The sequence below is a fragment of the Sphingomonas carotinifaciens genome (assembly GCF_009789535.1).
Classification (GTDB): Bacteria; Pseudomonadota; Alphaproteobacteria; order Sphingomonadales; family Sphingomonadaceae; genus Sphingomonas; species Sphingomonas carotinifaciens.
This window is the reverse complement of sequence record NZ_WSUT01000005.1, coordinates 2,418,584-2,435,412: the sequence shown is the minus strand read 5'-3', so window position 1 is coordinate 2,435,412 and position 16,829 is coordinate 2,418,584. Positions and strand designations below refer to the sequence as shown.

Below are 16,829 nucleotides of genomic sequence, written 5' to 3'. Positions count from 1 at the left end.
TCGCAAGGGATATAAGGCCGTCTCGGGCGGTTTTGTGGCGATACAATCGGGAGCCGTCATGACCAGAAACACCATCGCCCGCTGCATCCTCGCCACGACGCTGATCGCCGGCACCGCTCATGCCCAGCAGGCGCAGCGCGTGATCGGCCTGAAGGATCAGCCGGAACCCTATGCGACGGAGTCGGTGGTCAATCATCCACGCACGATCGGCTGGCCGGACGGACGCAAGCCGGTTGCACCGCTTGGGTTCGAGGTGGTGAAATTCGCGGGCGGACTGGATTATCCGCGCCAGGCGCTGCTGCTGCCCAATGGCGACGTTCTGGTGGCCGAGGCCCGCACCAAGCCGAAGCTGGACGCCGATCCCGAAGTGCAACGCGGTCAGGCGCTGTCGAAGACGACCGGCTTCAGCGCCAATCGCATCACCCTGTTGCGTGATGCGAACCGCGACGGTGTGGCGGAGGAACGCTTCGTGTTGCGCGAAGGGCTGAACCAGCCGTTCGGCATGCAATATGCCAATGGACGGCTCTATGTCGCCAATACGGACGGGGTGATCAGCTTCCCCTATCAGCCGGGGCAGACGCGGATCACCGCCGCGCCGCGCACGATCGTGTCGCTGCCGGCGGGCGGGTATAACAATCACTGGACGCGCAACCTGTTGCTCAGCCCGGACGCGCGCACGCTCTACGTATCGGTCGGATCGGCCTCCAATGTCGGTGAATATGGCATGGACGAGGAGAAGCGTCGCGCCGCCATCCTGGCGATCGACCTGGCGACGGGACGCGAGCGGCTTTATGCTTCGGGCCTGCGCAACCCCGTCGGCATGGCGTGGGCGCCGGCGTCCTCGACGCTGTGGACCGCGGTGAACGAGCGGGACGAGATCGGCGACGACATCGCTCCGGATTATCTGGTCGGCGTTCGTGAGGGTGGCTTCTATGGCTGGCCCTACAGCTATTATGGAAAGCAGGACCCGCGCCACGCCAATGAGCGGCGCGATCTGCTGGCGACGACGCTGATGCCCGATGTCGCGGTCGGGCCGCATAGCGCCGCACTCGGCCTTGCCTTTTCGAAGGGGGCGGGGTCGCCGATGGCCTTCGTCGCGCGGCATGGATCGTGGAACCGGTCGAGCTTCAGCGGCTATGACGTGCTGGCCGTGCCGTTTGCCGCGGGACGCCCGACCGGTGAGCCGCAACCGTTCCTAACCGGCTTCGTCGCCGATGCGAAAAAGGGTGACGTCTATGGCCGGCCGGTGAGCATCCAGACGCGCGACGACGGCGCGGTGTTCGTCATCGACGATGCCGGCGACACGGTATGGCTGGTTCGCCGGACCGCGTGACCCCAGCTTGCAGGGTGACGATCCCGGTAGCGGCGGCGTGTCTGGCCGCCGCACCGGCGGCTGCACAGACGATCCCGTTCGTGGATACCGAGGATGCGACGCTGTCCGAAATCGATGTTCGGGAAGGCACCGCTCATCCCGTCATCTCGTTCGATGTGCGCAATGGCGATTATGCGCGCGGAGCCTATGACGATGACGACGCCGGGTTGGACCGGGTGCCGGTGCATCTGTCGATCGGTGGCGCGCTGGTCCTGCGGCGGGGGCAGGGCGATGCGGGCGCGCTGTTTCTGGTCGGGCAAAGCTCCAACGGCTTCCATGCGCCGCGGGCGGATGAACGGGCGTCGCCGCGCGCATGGTATGAGAGCAATTCGATCGTCAGCCTGGCATGGCGTCCCGCCGCGGGGCTGACGGCTGCGCTCGCCTATGCAATCAAGGCCAGTCCTAACGGCATCGCATCGACCACGCATGAGGCGAGTGCGACCTTTCTCTACACCGGCGACGATGCGGTCGGCTGGCTGAAGCCGCGTTTCGCGGTGACGCGGCGAACGCGGGGGCAGGGCGGCTTCTACACGATCGGCGGGATCGCGCCGTCCTTTGCGCTGACGGAGCGGGAGGATGGGCCGACGCTGGCCGTGCCTGTCATGGGCGGCGTCGGCTGGCACGGCTTCTATGCCGCCGACAGTGGCGACCGCGCCTATGCCAGCGGCGGCCTGTCGCTGGCGCAGCCGGTGCGGATCGGCGGGGCCAAGGCGACGGTACAGGCCGAAATACTGGCACTGGTCCGCGACGATCGCCTGCGCCGGCTGGATGCGCCGGCGGGCACCACCGCGACCCTGGTGCCCCATGCTACGTTGTCGCTGGCCCTGGCCTGGTGACGCCTGACCGGCGCCAATAGGCGCACAGGCCGCGCGCCTTGTGGAACAGGCGGAAGCCGTAGAAGCGGCGGATGCCGGCATGCGTCCTTACCGGATCGCGCAGGTCGCGGCGCAGGTCGCCGACGTCGCGCATGATCGCACGCAGCACCCGGCCATCGCGGAACAGATGCTTGGCATAGAGCGCGCCGTCGCCGAAGCTGTAGCCGGTCAGCAATTGCCGTTCCTCGCGCGTGTCGCGGCGGCCGTGATGATGATCGACCGTCATGCGCGGATCGTAGCGCAGGGGAATGCCCAGCCCGGTGGCGCGGAACAGGAAATCGGTATCCTCCGCCGCGACAAAGGGCGCGCCGGCGCCGAAACGTTCGTCGAACGGTCCGACCAGCGCCAGCACGTCCGCGCCGAACGCCAGATTGGCGCCCATGACGAAACCGCCGGGAAAGCCGCGGGGGTCGGCGACCATCGGATGATCCTCCAGCTTCACCGTGACCATCAGGTCGCGTGGATCGCCGAGCAGGATGCGCCCGCCGATCACCGCCGGGCCGGGCGCTTCATCGAAGGCGCGGACGAGCGCGGGGAAATAGTCGGCGTGCAGGACGCAATCGTCGTCGGTCATCGCGATGATCCGCCCCCGCACCACGGCCAGTCCGGCATTGCGCGCGGCGGCGAGGCCGGGGCGATCCTCCCGGACCAGCCGGACGGGGAAGGCCTGTGCCGCGCACCAGCTGGCCAGCACGTCGGGTGTATCGTCGCTCGATCCATTGTCGACCAGGATCACCTCGACGGCCGTATCGGGTGCCTGCGCAACCGCATGGGCGACCGACGCCAACGTCGTGCCGAGCGAGGTGCTGCGGTTGCGGGTGCAGATCAGCAGTGAGATTTCGATCATGCCAATTGCGCGGCCGCGCGCTCCGCCTCCGCCATGGTCGTGGCGCGGATCGCCGGCACCCGTTCCGACCCCGCCCATGCCGCCAGATAGGCGGCGATCTTGCCATAGTCGTTGTCGAGCACGACGTGGGGAATGCCGAGCAGGTCGGCCAGAATATGGCCGTGCAGCCGATCGGTCACGATGACGCGCCCACGCGACAGCAGGCGCAGACCGCGGTCGACGCGTGCCTTGGCCTGCGACGTAAAGGCGCGGGGCAGGTCGGGATCGTCCTCCAGCCAATCGACCATGGTGTTGCCGGCGGACGGTATCGTGGCATGATCGCGCCGCTCGTCGTCGGTGCGCAGCAGCATCAGGACGTCGCAATCTGCGGGTGCGCGCGGCTGGTGGCCCAGCGCGAAGGCGGAATCGGGCGCGAGATGCGTGGGGCAGGACAGGTGCGCGTTTGCGAAATCGAGGCTCGGCCGGTCGCGGACGTAGAGCGTGAAATCCGGATGTTCGATGGCGAGGCCGGCGAAGCGCGCCACGCCGTCGGGGTTCCGGAAGTGGATGGACTGCGGCAGCTGCACCACCGCGCGGTCATGGACCGTCGCCAAGATATGCTCGCGAAACTGCTGATGGTGCGGCCAGATATCGCCGAGATTGCCACCGCCATGGAGGAACAGCGTCCCCGTCGGACAGGCGCGGCGAAAAGCCTCGGCATCGAAATCATGCCATGTGGAGACATAGGCGGGCTCGCGCCCGGTTACCCCGCGCAGCATCGCGATTTCGCCGAGCCAGATCGCGCTGTCGCCGACATTGGCGTGGTCCGGAAAGTCGACCAGGGCATAGGGGTCGCCGGGCCCGACATGGGTACGATACAGCTGGTCGAGGGCCTGCTGGATAGCGTTCGCCGTCGTCATGCGGCGAGCGGCGTCCGCGCGGTGGCCACGTCGCGGTACAAGGCCTCGCAGCGGTCGAGCCAGAGGTCGTGGGTGAAGGATCGCTCCACGCGCTTGCGGGCGACGTCTCGCGGCAGGGCCATGGCCGTGAGGATCGCGTCCGCCAGTCCGGGAACGTCGCCGGCGGTGGCGAAGCATCCGGCCTCCCCGACGATCTCGCGCGCGGCGCCCATGTCCAATGCGGCAACCGGCAGGCCGCATGCCATCGCCTCGACGGCGACCAGTCCGAAAGGCTCGTCCCAGCAGGGCGTGAAGACGAAGACGGAGGCTTGGCCGATCGCAGCGGCGAGCGCCGCGCCGCCCAGATGCCCGCCATAGCGGATGTCGCCGCCGAGCAGCGGCTCTACCTCGGCATGCCAATAGTCGGGGTCCTCGACCGGGCCGAACAGGGTGAGCGGCACGCCCGCGATCCGCGCTGCCTGCGCGGCCAGATGCGGGCCCTTGTTCGGGGTGATCCGCCCGCACCATGCGGCGCTGCCGTCTCCTTGGGCGACGAACGGCCACAGGGCGGGGTCGATGCCATTGTGCAGCACGGATGCCTCGGGCGGCGCCCCCTCCGGCCACCATGCGGTAAGTTGCCGGGCGGAGGTCACGGTCAACCGGTGGGTCGGCACTGCACTGGCCCGGACGAACCAATGCAGCGCGTCATAGGGCGGAACGTGGAGCGAGGTCACGGTCGGCACCGTGGCCGTGCGACCCGGCTCGATCGGGAAGCGGTGCAGGCTGTTATTGTGCACCACGTCGAACCCACCGGCCGCGATCCGGTCGCATGCTGCGTCATAGCCGCCGTCGAGATGCGCGATCAGCGGTGCAGAGCCGCGATGCTCCGCCCAAGGGAAGGTCGCCTCGTAATGGGTCGGCAGGACGGGATCGATGGTGAAGCGGGGATCGCTGTCGCCGGACGCGAACAGCACGACATCATGGCCGCGCGCCTGAAGCCCCGCCGCCAGATGCCAGCAATGCGACTCCATGCCCCCGGCGAAGGGTTGCGCGATGCGCTGGCGGACATGGCCGAGGACCGCGATCCTCATGCCGCGACGCGCGCTTCCAGCAGGCGAATGACGGTGGCGGTGTTGGCATAGGGCTGATGACTCTGCTGCCCGGTCAAGGCCAGATCCTCGGCATCGGGGCGGCGCAGGATGCGGATCGGCCGGCCCGGCGCATGGTCGATCAGGCCCATCAGGCCAAAGGCGTGCAGCCAGTGGCCCATGGTGCGATAGCCCCATTTCTCCTCAAAGAGTTGCGCATTGCGTACCACGCTGTCCAGATGGTGGACGGGCGGCATGTGATGCGGGTGATATTGGTGATACGCCAGCGCGCCCTTCACCCAGGCGATCGGCACACCCGCCTGATCCAGCGTCTTGCCGAAATCGGTATCCTCGCCGCCATAGCCGGCATAGCGTTCGTCGAACCCGCCGACGCCGAGAAAGGTGTCGCGCCGCATCGCGAAGTTGAGCGACCAGAAGCAGCGATAATCCTCGCACCGCTCGATCCCGCGGGGCGGGGGACCGCGCCGGTCGGAATGCTTCACCGCGACCTCGGCAAAACGGTCGAAGGACCAGTCGCCGGCCGTGGCGCCGCCCGGCAGATACATGACCTCGCCCATCAACAGCCCGTCATAGTCCGCCAGGAACCCGGCATAATCCGCGACCAGCGTCGGCGTAGGGATGCAGTCCATGTCGAGAAAGACGATCATCTCGCCGATGGCGGCGCGCGCCGCGGCGTTGCGCGCTTCGGCCAGGGGCAGCGCGTCGCCGACGATCTGCATCTGACGAATGGGGAAGGGCGCGTCGGGCAGCACATAGAGCGCATCCTGCATCACCGCGACGATCAGTTCGGTGGGCTGCTGCGTCTGCCGAGACAGGCCGTGGACGAGGTTGACGAGGTGGTCGGGGCGGCCCTTGGCCAAGGTGACGACGGAAATCTGGGTCATGCGGATGGTTGCTCGTTCGGCATGGGGTGGGAAGGGGCGGGGGTGGAACAGGGCGTCCAAAGCCGGTCGGCAAGCGCCTCCAGCCAGCGGGCGGTCGCCTCGGCAGGTGCATCGTCGATCATGCTGCGTTGCCGGTGAGGGTCATGGGCAGCCAGCGTGTCGGCCAGCGCCTGGCTCCACCCGCTGGCCGAGGATGGCAGATGGGGGCGGACGGTGGCGACCCCGGCGCGGGCGAGCGCGTCGGCCTTGCAATGCTGTTCGTCGAAATAGCGCCATTCGGGCACCGCCAGCCAGGGGCGGCCGGCGGCCAAAATCTGCTGACAGGTGGTGTTGCCCGTCGAGGCGATGACGATGTCAGCGGCGGCGATATGATCCGCCGCATCATCCACCCAGCCGCGATGTTCGATATTGGCGGGTTCGGTCGCGTGCCAGTCGCGCTGCACCGGGCCGATGGTGATCCAGCGCGCGTTCGGGCGGGTGCGGGCGCCGACACCAAGCGGCGCCTGCGCGAAACCGCCGCCGCCGCCGCCCGCGACCACGAGGATCATTTCCTCGCCCGGTGCGATGCCAACGCGCTGGCGAGCCACTTCGCGCTCGGGAACGCGGGTGTCCACGCCAAGGCCGCCGGCAAAGCAGGTACGGGCGCGCATTCCGGCATCCCAATCGCTCTGCGCAAGATCGGCATGAAAGGGCGCGAGCAGTCCGGCAGCACCGTCATAGGCCGCGCGGTGACCGGGATCGCCACGTTCGCCATGCTGGAGGATCTTGACGTGCGGCACCGAACAGATGCGGGCCAGTTGCGCGATTTCGGCAGACACGTCGCAGATCATGAGCGCAGGGTCGGCATGGTCGAACCACGCGGTGATCGTCGCCATCGCGCGCCGTATGCCGGGCCAGCCCAAGGGCGCGCAGTGCAGCGTATCGGGCGTCGGCACCCAATCCATCGTTCCCGCTTCCGCACCCGTTACCTCGAAGAGCGAGGGAATGCGAATGCGTTCAACATGATCCGGCAGCGACGGGAAGATGTCGTCGCGTGCGCAGAAGATGGTGAGGGGGCGTCCGGGCGGCAGGGCGCGGGCGATGGCGGCGCAGCGTTCGGCGTGGCCGCGGCCCTGATGGTGGACGAAATAGCCGAAGGGGCGGGTCATGCCGCCACCTGCAGCGGTGCGGACGCCAGTCCATGCAGCGCCAGCCCCTCCAATACGCCGGCGGCATGAGGTGCCGCAGTCCGGTACAATCCCGGTCTCGGTTCCAGATGGTCGAGATCGGTGTCGGCGTTGGCAACGACGATGGCATGGCCGCACGCCGCCAGCATATCAGCATCGTTTCCGCTGTCGCCCGCAGCGAGACACGCCGACAGGGGCAGTCCCATTCGACCGGCATAGGCGGCAATGGCAGCGGCCTTGCCGCCGGCCGGTGCCAGCACATCGATCAGGTGGCCATGCGAAAAGATGACGCGCGCGGCCACTCCTGCATCGGCCAGCGCATGGCGAATGGTGGCGACCGTGGCCTCGTCGCCAAAGAAGCTGATCTTGTGCCGGGTCTGCACCGCATGCGGTTGCGCGGTCAGCGAAAGCGGCGCCAGCGCCTTCACCGCTGCATCGCGGTCCCAGTCCCGGTCGAGCAGTGCGGCGTAATCAGGGCACGCGCGCCAGTTCCCGTCGTCATCCCGCCGCATGATCCGCGTGCCGACATCGACGATATAGGCATCCGGCTGAGGCAGGTTCCATGCGCCAAGTACAGTGCGCGCATCATGGAACGAGCGCCCGGTCGCCACGATGAACGGGATGTCGCGAACGCTTGCCCAGTCGGCAAAGGCGCGCGCGCTTTCCACACAGCCGGTCAACGTGTTGTCAATATCGGAGGCCAGCAGCCGCGGCTGCCCCGCCGTGCGATAGACGGCGATCGACGAAGCCGCATAACGATCCCAGCTATAGCGATCGACCCGCGCCAGTGCCGACGCGGCGAGCGTGGCGTGGCGGTTCGCATCGCCGATGAGCGTATGACAGGCATCCGCGATCGCCGCATAGTCGCGCGGATCGACCAGCAGACCGTGGCCGAGCGCGGCGACGATCTCCACCGGTCCACCGTTGCAGGTAGCGACCACGGGGACACCCGCCGCAGCGGCCTCGATCACGGTCAAGCCGAACGGTTCATGCAGCGCGGGATTGACGAACACGCCGCCCCGGCCCGCGCGTGCGTAGAGTGCAGCGACATCGGCCGCGCCGTGTCGTGCAGGCAGCGCGACTTTCCCGCGAAGCAGCGGATTCGCCGCCAGCGCCGCCAGCTCGTCCAGCACGGCGCGTTCCTCACCCGTCGCATGGTCGTGCTGACCGGCGAGGATCACGAGGTTGGCAGCGGATCGCAGCGCCGGATCGGCGGCATAGGCGCGCAGCAACGCCGCAAGGTTCTTCTTGCGGACCGGCCTCGCGATCGCGAGCAGGATGGGCAGATCGGGATAGTCGAACCACGTGCCCAGATGATCGGCGAGTGTCTCCTCGCCGCTGGTGGCAGCACGATGTGGCACGCCCGGCGACAGGCAATGCACACGCGCCGCTGCCGTGATGCCGTATCCGCCGATCTGCCGATCCGCTTCGTCCCGTGTCGACACGATGATGGCATCGGCATGGCTGATCGCGTTCCGCTCCGCCGCGATACGCGCTTCCAGGGCATCGCCGGCAAAGCCCTGCCTGCGCTTGTCGATGCCCAGCGCATGCGGGGTATAGACGAAGGGAATGCCGAAGCGCTTCTGGGCAGCGCGGGCGACGTCGGCGGCGTCGGCGAAATGCGCGTGGATCACGTCGGGCAGGCGGGGAAGTGCGGCCAGATACCGGCAGAATGCCTCCGTAAACGCCGCAAGGTCGCCGGCCAGCTCCTCCTTTTCGAGATAGCGGCGATCGTCGGTGGCGATCCGCTCGATCGTGAGCTTGGGCCCAAGCCGTTCCGATCGCTGGGCATGCACAGTGCCGAGTTCGGCATCATCGAACAGGCGGGTGACGATGCTGACCGCATCCACGCATTGCCGCTGTGCCTGTGCGGCGGCAGCGTCCAGAACATAGGCGATATGGCCACCGGTATCAGCGGTGATGCCGAACGTCACAGGCGGTGCTTTCAAACAGCCGCCGAGTGCGAGATGAATGATGTGCAGCGCAGCCCCCATTTTATTGCTGGCATGTAACGTTGCTAACCCAGATTGGCTCCAAGCGGTTGGATCGGCGTGGCGGCCGCAGCCGTACCTACCCGTGGCGAGGTTGTTTCAGCCTCCATGGCGAGGCATGATCGCCGTAATTCAGCCGTTCAGGAGAGGCCCGCCATGTCCAGTCCCATCGTTGCATTCGCCTGCGTCGCCGCGCTGGGGAGCGCGGGCATTGCGGCGCAATCCGTCCGGCCCGGCAAGGACATTGCCGCCGCCGTTGCCGCCTCTACCCGTAGCGAAGCAGACCGAGCGCGCGATCGTTATCGCCATCCGGCCGAGACGCTGGCTTTCTTCGGTGTAAAACCGACGCAGACGGTGGTCGAATTCATCCCCGGTGGCGGCTGGTATACCGCTATCCTGGCACCGATGGTGAAGGGGCGCGGGCACTATGTCGCGCTGGTGCCGACATCGCAGGCGGAGCGCACCAGCGCTGCGCTCGCTGCCAAGGCGGACGCCTATGGCAAGACGGTGGTCCGGACGGTCGATTTCGCGACCGGTGTATCCACCGTGCCGGCGGGCAGCGCAGACGTGGTGCTGACCTTTCGCAACGTCCATAACCTGTTGATGCAGGATGATCCGGCGGTGGCCGGGCGGACGTTCAAGGCGTTTTATAATGCGTTGAAGCCGGGGGGCGTGCTGGGGGTGGTCGACCATCGGTTGCCCGAGGAGATGGATGCGGCGCGGGAAAAGTCGAGCGGGTATATCAAGCGTTCGACGGTGGTGCGTCTGGCGCAGGAGGCGGGCTTCCGTCTGGCCGGGGAGTCGAAGGTCAACGCCAATCCCAAGGACACGCACGATCACCCGCAGGGCGTATGGACGCTGCCACCCTCCTATCGCCTGAAGGATGTCGACCGCGCCAAATATGCCGCGATCGGCGAGAGCGACCGCTTCACGCTGAAGTTCGTGAAGCCGCAATAAGGCATTGCCCGGAAACGGTTTCGATCGCGTTTCCGGGCGATCCCTATCAGGCGGGCTGACCGTTACCGCCGGACGATCCGAAAATCTGTCCGGTGGAATAGCTGAGGCTGGGATCGGCCGCGGCGACATAGAGCGCCGCGATCTCGGCAGGCTGTCCCGCCCGACCGAGCGGTGTCGTCTCGCCGAAGCTGCGCAGCTTGTCCGGCGTTGCGCCGCCACTCACCTGTAGCGGTGTCCAGAACGGTCCCGGCGCCACGGCGTTTACCCGGATACCCCGGCTGGCGAGTTGCTTGGCCATGCTCTTGGTGAAGTTCAGCACCGCGGCGCGGGTCAGGGCGTAGTCGACGATGTCGGGGGACGGGTCGCCGGCCTGTTCGGACGAGGTGTTGACGATGACCGCGCCCGCGCCCATCCGCTCCACGGCCGCTTTGGTCAGCCAAAAGGGTGCGTAGACGTTCGTCTTCATCGTATCGTCGAAATCCTGGGCGGAAATGTCTGCGATGCCGGGCCGGGTCTGTTGCCGCGCCGCGTTGTTGACCAGGATATCCAGCCCACCGAGCTGTTCGGCCGCCTGTTGGATCAGGCGCCGGCAAAAGCGTTCGTCGCGCAAATCGCCGGGGATCGCGACCGCCTTGCGCCCCTCCGCGCGGATGAGCGCGATCACCTCGCGCGCGTCGGGCTCCTCGGCGGGCAGATAGTTGATCGCGACATCGGCGCCTTCGCGGGCATAGGCGATCGCCGCGGCCCGGCCGATGCCACTGTCGCCGCCGGTGATCAGGGCCCGCTTCCCCGCCAGCTTGCCCGATCCCTTGTAGCTCGTCTCGCCATGGTCGGGGCGCGGCGTCATCCTGGATGCCAGGCCCGGCCAGGGTTGACGCTGAACGGGGTAGGGCGGCTTCGGATAGGCGCCCGCGGCGGGCGTGGTCGCAGCAGAGGCTTTGCCGCCCTGTGCGGCGGCCCCCGCCTGCGTCGCGGCGACGGCGCCCGCGGCCACCGCCGCCCCTGTCACAAAGGTGCGACGTGTTGTGTCGGTCATGATCGTATCTCCCGGATATACCGGTCCACAAAGCATCGGCGGATCGGTTCCGTTCCGCCCGCCACCGCTCCGAACGCCAAGGTTCGGGAGCGGTGGTTCTGCCATCATTTCACCACGATGCGAGGCAGTGTGCGGATCGGCTCCACGGTGATGGCGCGGAAGAAGGTTTCGGCGCCCTCCGACTGCAACTGGATATGCCCGTGCGTCAGCGGCTGGCGGGTGCCGTCCGGCGCGACCGTCGCGAGATCGCGGGCTTCGGCCACGGGCACGCCATTGACGACGTGGATCGCCCGGTCGCCGACCACATACAGGTCGAGCGTGTTCCATTCACCGATCGGGCGTTCGGCATCGCTGCCCGCCTCGACATTCCAGGTGCCGGTGCCGTTCACCATGTCGACGGTGCGCCCGGTTGTACGGAAGCGGAGGTGCGGCGCGATCAGCGAGGGGTCGAGCGCCACCGTCGTGCGGGCACGTACCTTGCCGCCGACCATCACGATCATGCCGGTCGACCCCTTCATGATCTCGAATTCCACCGACGGCCGCCACGTTCCGAACACCTCGCCCGGCTGGCCGTGCGTGTGGTACAGCAAACCGTTGTTCGGCGGCTCCTTTTCGCGGGGTGCCCAGGTCTTGGCGCCCCATTTATATTGCAGGCGCAGGTGATAATCGCGCAGGTCCGCGGTGTTCACCAGACTGCCCCAGGTCTGCCCCTTGATCCAGATCGCGGATGCGCCGTCCACCCGCCTGACGGCGAAGTCGCCGGACGTATCGCGGCTGGTGCCGACCGGCTTCGCATTCGGATCGCCACGATAGGTCAGGGCCGGGTCGGCATAGCCGAGCCACGGTTGCCAACCGGTCAGGCTGCGCCCGTCGAATAGCGCGGTGGCCTTGCCCGTCGCCTTTGGCAGATCTGCCAGCACCAGACGTTGCCGGGCAGCGGGCGGATCGCCTGCAATGGCGCGCGCCTGTTCAAGCGAGCTTTGCGCCCAGGCCGCGGCCGGCAGCAGGAGCGCTGCAAATATCATTTGTTTTTTCAGCATGATGGTCCCCGAATCCTCGCCGGCGAACGTGACCGGAACGGCGGGCGAATGCAAACGCGACGATCCTGCACTCTCGGGCGTTCGAAGCCCCGCGACAGTGACAAGGACCATGACATGAAGGCAATGGCTTTACGTGCCCCGATCGGCCTCGACCGATTGGCGATGGAGGACCGGCGCGATCCCGGCGAGCCAGGACCGGGCGAGATCCGGGTCGCATTGCATGGGAGTTCGCTCAACTTCCACGATCTCGGCGTGGCGACCGGGCGGATGCCGGCCGCGGACGGACGCATCCCCCTGGCCGATGGCGCCGGCACCGTCGAGGCCGTCGGACCCGGCGTCGGCGAGTTCGCGGTTGGCGACAAGGTCGTGTCCTGCTTCTTTCCCGATTGGCAGGATGGGACGCCCACCGTGGGTGACTTTTCGCGCACGCCCGGCGACGGCATCGACGGCTTCGCCCAGGAGTTCGTAGTGCTGCCCGCAACGGCCTTCACCCGTGCGCCCAAAGGCTTCGACGCGGTAGAGGCGGCGACGATCACCACCGCAGGCCTGACGGCATGGCGCGCGCTGGTCGTCGATGGCGGGATCAAGGCCGGTGACACGGTCCTGCTGCTGGGCACCGGGGGTGTTTCCATCTGGGCCTTGCAACTCGCCCGCTTGATGGGGGCGACGGTGGCGATCACCTCCTCATCGGGCGAAAAGCTGGAACGGGCGCGGGACATGGGTGCGGCGTTCACGTTGAATTATCGGGAGCAGCAGGATTGGGGTCGCGTGGTGCGCGACTGGACCGGGGGGCGGGGCGTCGATCATGTGGTGGAGGTCGGCGGACCGGGGACGCTGGCCCAGTCGATCGAGGCGGTGCGGGTCGGCGGGCACATCTCGCTGATCGGCGTGTTGACGGGAGCTGGTGGGGAGGTGCCGACCGCTGCCCTGATGGCGCGGCAGGCGCGGCTGCAAGGATTGATCGTCGGCAGCAGGCGTGAGCAGCAGGATTTTGTCCGCGCATTGGACGCCGCGGAGATCCGCCCGATCATCGACCGCCGCTTTGCGCTGGACGCTCTGGCCGACGCATTCCGCTACGAAATGGGTGGCGCGCATTTCGGCAAGATCGGCGTCGAATGGTGATGCGGTGGCGGGGCCTGCCGTGGCGGGCCCCGCCACCGTTCATGGCATGCAGGGTTTCTGCCGAACTCTTTGCAAACGCCGCAGCGATCATTTGACGGAGTAATATACCAAAGTATTGCCATGTATCGCCTTTTCCAAGACTTTCGCCCGCGAAGTAAAAATGTAGAAAAAACCGATTCTTATCTCTTGCGGCTTGGCGCGCGTCGGGCATATGGTAGCGATCACAAAGCCGGCATCTGACCGGTGGGAGGAATGGGCCGAACAAGGACGGCCCGCTATTAGGAGGGGCAAAATATGAAGGCCAGTGGTCTCACGTCGACGCTCGCGCGGTCGGTATCCCTGGTGGCGGTCGCCACCTGTCTCACATTGACGACCACCGCATTTGCGCAAACCCAAACCGGGGCAGAGGCGACGAACGCGCAGCCGACGACCCCGCCGGGCACGACCGCCGATCCGGCTGCGGCGGCGGGCCAGCTAACCACGCCGCAAACGGCGCCGGCGTCGGAAAGCGCCGCCACGGACGGCACCGGCGACGAGATCGTGGTGACCGGTATCCGCGCCAGCCTGGAGCGGTCGATCGCGATCAAGCGCAACTCCACCGGTATCGTGGACGCGATCTCGGCCGAGGATATCGGCAAGTTCCCCGACACCAACCTGGCCGAATCGCTTCAGCGCATAACCGGCGTGTCGATCAACCGGACGAACGGCGAAGGTGCACTGGTAACGGTGCGCGGCTTCGGGCCGAGCTACAATCTGGTGACGCTCAACGGGCGCCAGCTGGCGACCGCGAACGTGTCCGTGGTCGGCGGCGACCAGAATGCCGACACGGCGCAGGGCTCCAGCCGTTCCTTCGACTTTTCCAACCTGGCGTCGGAGGGCGTGCGGACGCTGGAGGTATACAAGACGGGGCGGGCCGCGATCCCGACCGGCGGTATCGGCGCGACGATCAACGTCGTCACCCGGCGCCCCCTGGACGGCAAGGGCGGCCTGACCGGCAGCGTCGGCGCCAAGGCGCTGTACGATACCAGCACGGACGGCTGCCTGGATTGCGGATCGAAGGTGACGCCCGAATTGTCCGGAGTGCTGAACTGGGCCGATCCGACCGACCGTTTCGGCGTTTCGCTGTTCGGCAGCTACCAGAAGCGCAACTTCACCTCGATCAGCGCGACCTCCAACGACTGGAACATCATTCCCTACAGCACTTTCCTGTCGGGCGGGTTCGTGCGGTCGGACGGCAGCACGGTCATCACCGGCGCGCCGACCGATCCGAACCAACTGGTCGGCGTTCCGAACGACAGCCGCTACCATTATGCCGAGGGCAGCCGCGAGCGCATCAACGGGCAGGCGGTGCTGCAATTCAAGCCGATCGAAACGGTAACGCTGACCGCCGATGCGCTGTTTGCGCAGAACCGGCAGGAGGAAATCCGGTCGGACCTGTCGAACTGGTTCAGCCGCCCGTTCGACGAGGTACGCTTCGACGGCAACCCGACGGTCGCCACCGCGACCTATCTTCACGAGACGATCAACGGCGCGAAGGATGAAGGCTTCGAAGCGCAGAACCGTGCGCAGAAAAGCCGGGTTCAGGATTACGGCCTGAACATGCGCTGGGACATTGCCGACAACTTCTCCCTCAACATCGACGGACATTACAGCAAGGCGTCGAGCAACCCCAACAATCCCAACGGCGCCAGCTCGACGCTGGTCGGCATGGGCGCGAACGTCGTCACCGCCCATTCGGTGGATTATAGCGGTGACATCCCCAAGCAGGACATCACCCTCAACGGGCCGTTGACGGTGGCACAAGTAGGGTCGCAGATCGGCCGCACCTTCGCCTCGTCGCAGGAACAGCGGGTGAAGGAGATCCGCGCAGATTTCGGCTGGGATCTTGGCGGGGGCAGCCGTGTCGACTTCGGCGGAAACTTCCGCAACACGGTGATGGATCAGACGCGCGTCGCCACCCAGCAGACGCTGGGCGACTGGGGTATCACCAACCCCGGCGACGTCGAACGGCTGGCGCCCGGCGCGCTGCAAAGCTTCTGCCTGATCTGCAAGTTCCGGAAGTTCGATCCCGGCAACGATCCTGAGTCGCAGATCGCCTTCCGCGGCAACGCAGCCGGCATCTATTCCATCCTGTCGCCTTATTATGCCGGTCTGGGCGCCGCCAACGCCGTCGGCATCACCACCAACGAAGACAATCGTGTCCGGGAAAAGATCTGGTCCGCCTATGCGCAGGTCACCTGGAAGGGCGAGATCGCCAACGCACCGGCGACGCTGGTCGGTGGTTTGCGGTACGAGAAGACCAAATCGCGCTCCATCTCTCTGGTGGCGGTGCCGGCGGGCATCAACTGGGTGTCCGACAACGACTTCACCGTCGTCATCTCGAACCAGAGCAGCTATCTGCGCGATCGGGGCAGCTACGACAATTTCCTGCCGTCGATCGATTTCCAGGTTGAGCTGCAGCAGAACCTGATCGGACGCGTATCGTACAGCAAGACGATCGCCCGGCCGGAATATGGCAATCTGTTCACCTCCACCAGCGTGAACGGCCCGCCGCGCCCGATCGCCAATGGCGGCATCGCAACCGCATCGACCGGCAACGCGCAACTGGTGCCGCTGGAATCGGACAATTTCGATGCGTCGATCGAATGGTACTACAAGCCCGACAGCTATGTCTCGCTCGGGTTGTTCGACAAGCGTGTCCGCAACTTCATCGGCAACGGACAATTCACCTCCGACCTGTTCGGGCTGCGCGATCCCAGCTCGGGCGCGGCCGGCACGCGGTCGGGCCAGGCCCGCGCGGCGCTCCAGGCATTGGGTGCCGACCAGAGCGACGTGAACCTGTTCGCGCTGACCGCCCTGCTCGACCAGACCGGGTCGATCACGGCGGCCACCACGCAGTTCCAGGCGAACTACAACACCACCACCCGCTCGCTGAACGACGATTTCGTCAAGCAGATCAACAGCGCGCGCGACGTGATCGCCAACGGCACCGACGTGCTGTACCAGTTCCAGGTGACGCAGCCGGTCAACAACCGGGATGCCGAGATCTACGGCCTGGAGGTTGCCGGACAGCATTTCTTCGGATCGACCGGGTTCGGTGTCGGGGCGGCCTATACGCTGGTGCGCGGCGATGTCGGGTTCAACATCGGCGCCAGCCCGTCAGAGGATCAGTTCGCGCTGCTCGGCCTGTCGGATACGTTCAACGCGACGCTGATCTACGACAAATATGGGCTGTCGGCGCGCGTCGCCTATAACTGGCGTGACAAGTTCCTGTCGGGGATCAACCGCCAGGGTTCACGCAATCCGGAGTTCACGAAGCCGTTCGGTCAGCTGGACGTCAACATCAGCTACGACATCACGCCCAATTTCGCGGTGTCGTTCGAGGGCATCAACCTGACGGAACAGAAACTGCGCACCTATGCCCGCGACGAGAGCCAGCTCTGGTTCGGGCAGGAGCTGCGTCGCCGCTTCCTGCTGGGTGGCCGCTTCCGCTTCTGATCGGGGATTGCCGCCGATGGCGCTCGCCCGCATGATAGGCGGGCGAGCGCCCAA

General features: G+C 66.7%; 13 protein-coding genes. 5 read left to right on the top strand and 8 right to left on the bottom strand.

Annotation, left to right across the window (positions count from 1 at the left end; genetic code table 11):
* Positions 1-58 precede the first annotated feature (58 nt).
* A complete protein-coding gene (locus GQR91_RS13470) occupies positions 59-1,333 on the top strand; it encodes a PQQ-dependent sugar dehydrogenase (protein ID WP_149682889.1) in 1,275 nt (424 codons plus the stop codon).
* A gap of 14 nt (positions 1,334-1,347) precedes the next feature.
* On the top strand, positions 1,348-2,208 hold the full coding sequence (locus tag GQR91_RS13465; RefSeq protein WP_149682890.1) for a hypothetical protein: 861 nt from the start codon (positions 1,348-1,350) through the stop codon (positions 2,206-2,208).
* Here the strand turns inward: GQR91_RS13465 and GQR91_RS13460 are convergent.
* The 6 genes from GQR91_RS13460 to GQR91_RS13435 are packed head-to-tail and all read right to left on the bottom strand — an operon-like array spanning position 2,180 to position 9,065.
* Complete coding sequence (locus GQR91_RS13460) at positions 2,180-3,094, bottom strand: glycosyltransferase family 2 protein (protein WP_149682891.1); 915 nt, start codon at positions 3,092-3,094, stop codon at positions 2,180-2,182. The genes GQR91_RS13465 and GQR91_RS13460 overlap by 29 nt on opposite strands.
* Positions 3,091-3,993, bottom strand: a complete 903-nt coding sequence (locus tag GQR91_RS13455; protein ID WP_149682892.1) for a polysaccharide pyruvyl transferase family protein — start codon at positions 3,991-3,993, stop codon at positions 3,091-3,093. Before GQR91_RS13455 ends, GQR91_RS13460 begins: the two co-directional genes overlap by 4 nt.
* Positions 3,990-5,063, bottom strand: coding sequence for a glycosyltransferase (locus GQR91_RS13450; RefSeq protein ID WP_149682893.1), 1,074 nt, complete (start codon positions 5,061-5,063; stop codon positions 3,990-3,992). The genes GQR91_RS13455 and GQR91_RS13450 overlap by 4 nt, the downstream gene beginning before the upstream one ends.
* Positions 5,060-5,965, bottom strand: a complete 906-nt coding sequence (locus GQR91_RS13445; protein ID WP_149682894.1) for a glycosyltransferase family 2 protein — start codon at positions 5,963-5,965, stop codon at positions 5,060-5,062. The genes GQR91_RS13450 and GQR91_RS13445 overlap by 4 nt, the downstream gene beginning before the upstream one ends.
* Entirely contained in the window at positions 5,962-7,113 is a 1,152-nt protein-coding gene (locus GQR91_RS13440; protein WP_149682895.1) for a glycosyltransferase, read from the bottom strand. Before GQR91_RS13440 ends, GQR91_RS13445 begins: the two co-directional genes overlap by 4 nt.
* Positions 7,110-9,065, bottom strand: coding sequence for an HAD-IIB family hydrolase (locus tag GQR91_RS13435; RefSeq protein WP_235904094.1), 1,956 nt, complete (start codon positions 9,063-9,065; stop codon positions 7,110-7,112). The genes GQR91_RS13440 and GQR91_RS13435 overlap by 4 nt, the downstream gene beginning before the upstream one ends.
* Positions 9,066-9,278: 213 nt before the next feature.
* Between GQR91_RS13435 and GQR91_RS13430 the strand changes: the two genes are divergently transcribed.
* Positions 9,279-10,079, top strand: a complete 801-nt coding sequence (locus GQR91_RS13430; protein ID WP_149682896.1) for a class I SAM-dependent methyltransferase — start codon at positions 9,279-9,281, stop codon at positions 10,077-10,079.
* 46 nt (positions 10,080-10,125) lie between these two features.
* On the opposite strand, the gene GQR91_RS13425 is transcribed toward GQR91_RS13430, so the two are convergent.
* Entirely contained in the window at positions 10,126-11,115 is a 990-nt protein-coding gene (locus tag GQR91_RS13425; RefSeq protein WP_211368610.1) for an SDR family oxidoreductase, read from the bottom strand.
* Positions 11,116-11,219: 104 nt separating this feature from the next.
* On the bottom strand, positions 11,220-12,155 hold the full coding sequence (locus GQR91_RS13420) for a 3-keto-disaccharide hydrolase (protein ID WP_249042543.1): 936 nt from the start codon (positions 12,153-12,155) through the stop codon (positions 11,220-11,222).
* 114 nt (positions 12,156-12,269) lie between these two features.
* On the opposite strand from GQR91_RS13420, the gene GQR91_RS13415 reads away from it, so the two are divergent.
* Positions 12,270-13,277, top strand: a complete 1,008-nt coding sequence (locus GQR91_RS13415) for a zinc-dependent alcohol dehydrogenase family protein (protein WP_174236651.1) — start codon at positions 12,270-12,272, stop codon at positions 13,275-13,277.
* Positions 13,278-13,571: 294 nt separating this feature from the next.
* Entirely contained in the window at positions 13,572-16,775 is a 3,204-nt protein-coding gene (locus GQR91_RS13410) for a TonB-dependent receptor (protein ID WP_149682897.1), read from the top strand.
* Positions 16,776-16,829 lie beyond the last annotated feature (54 nt).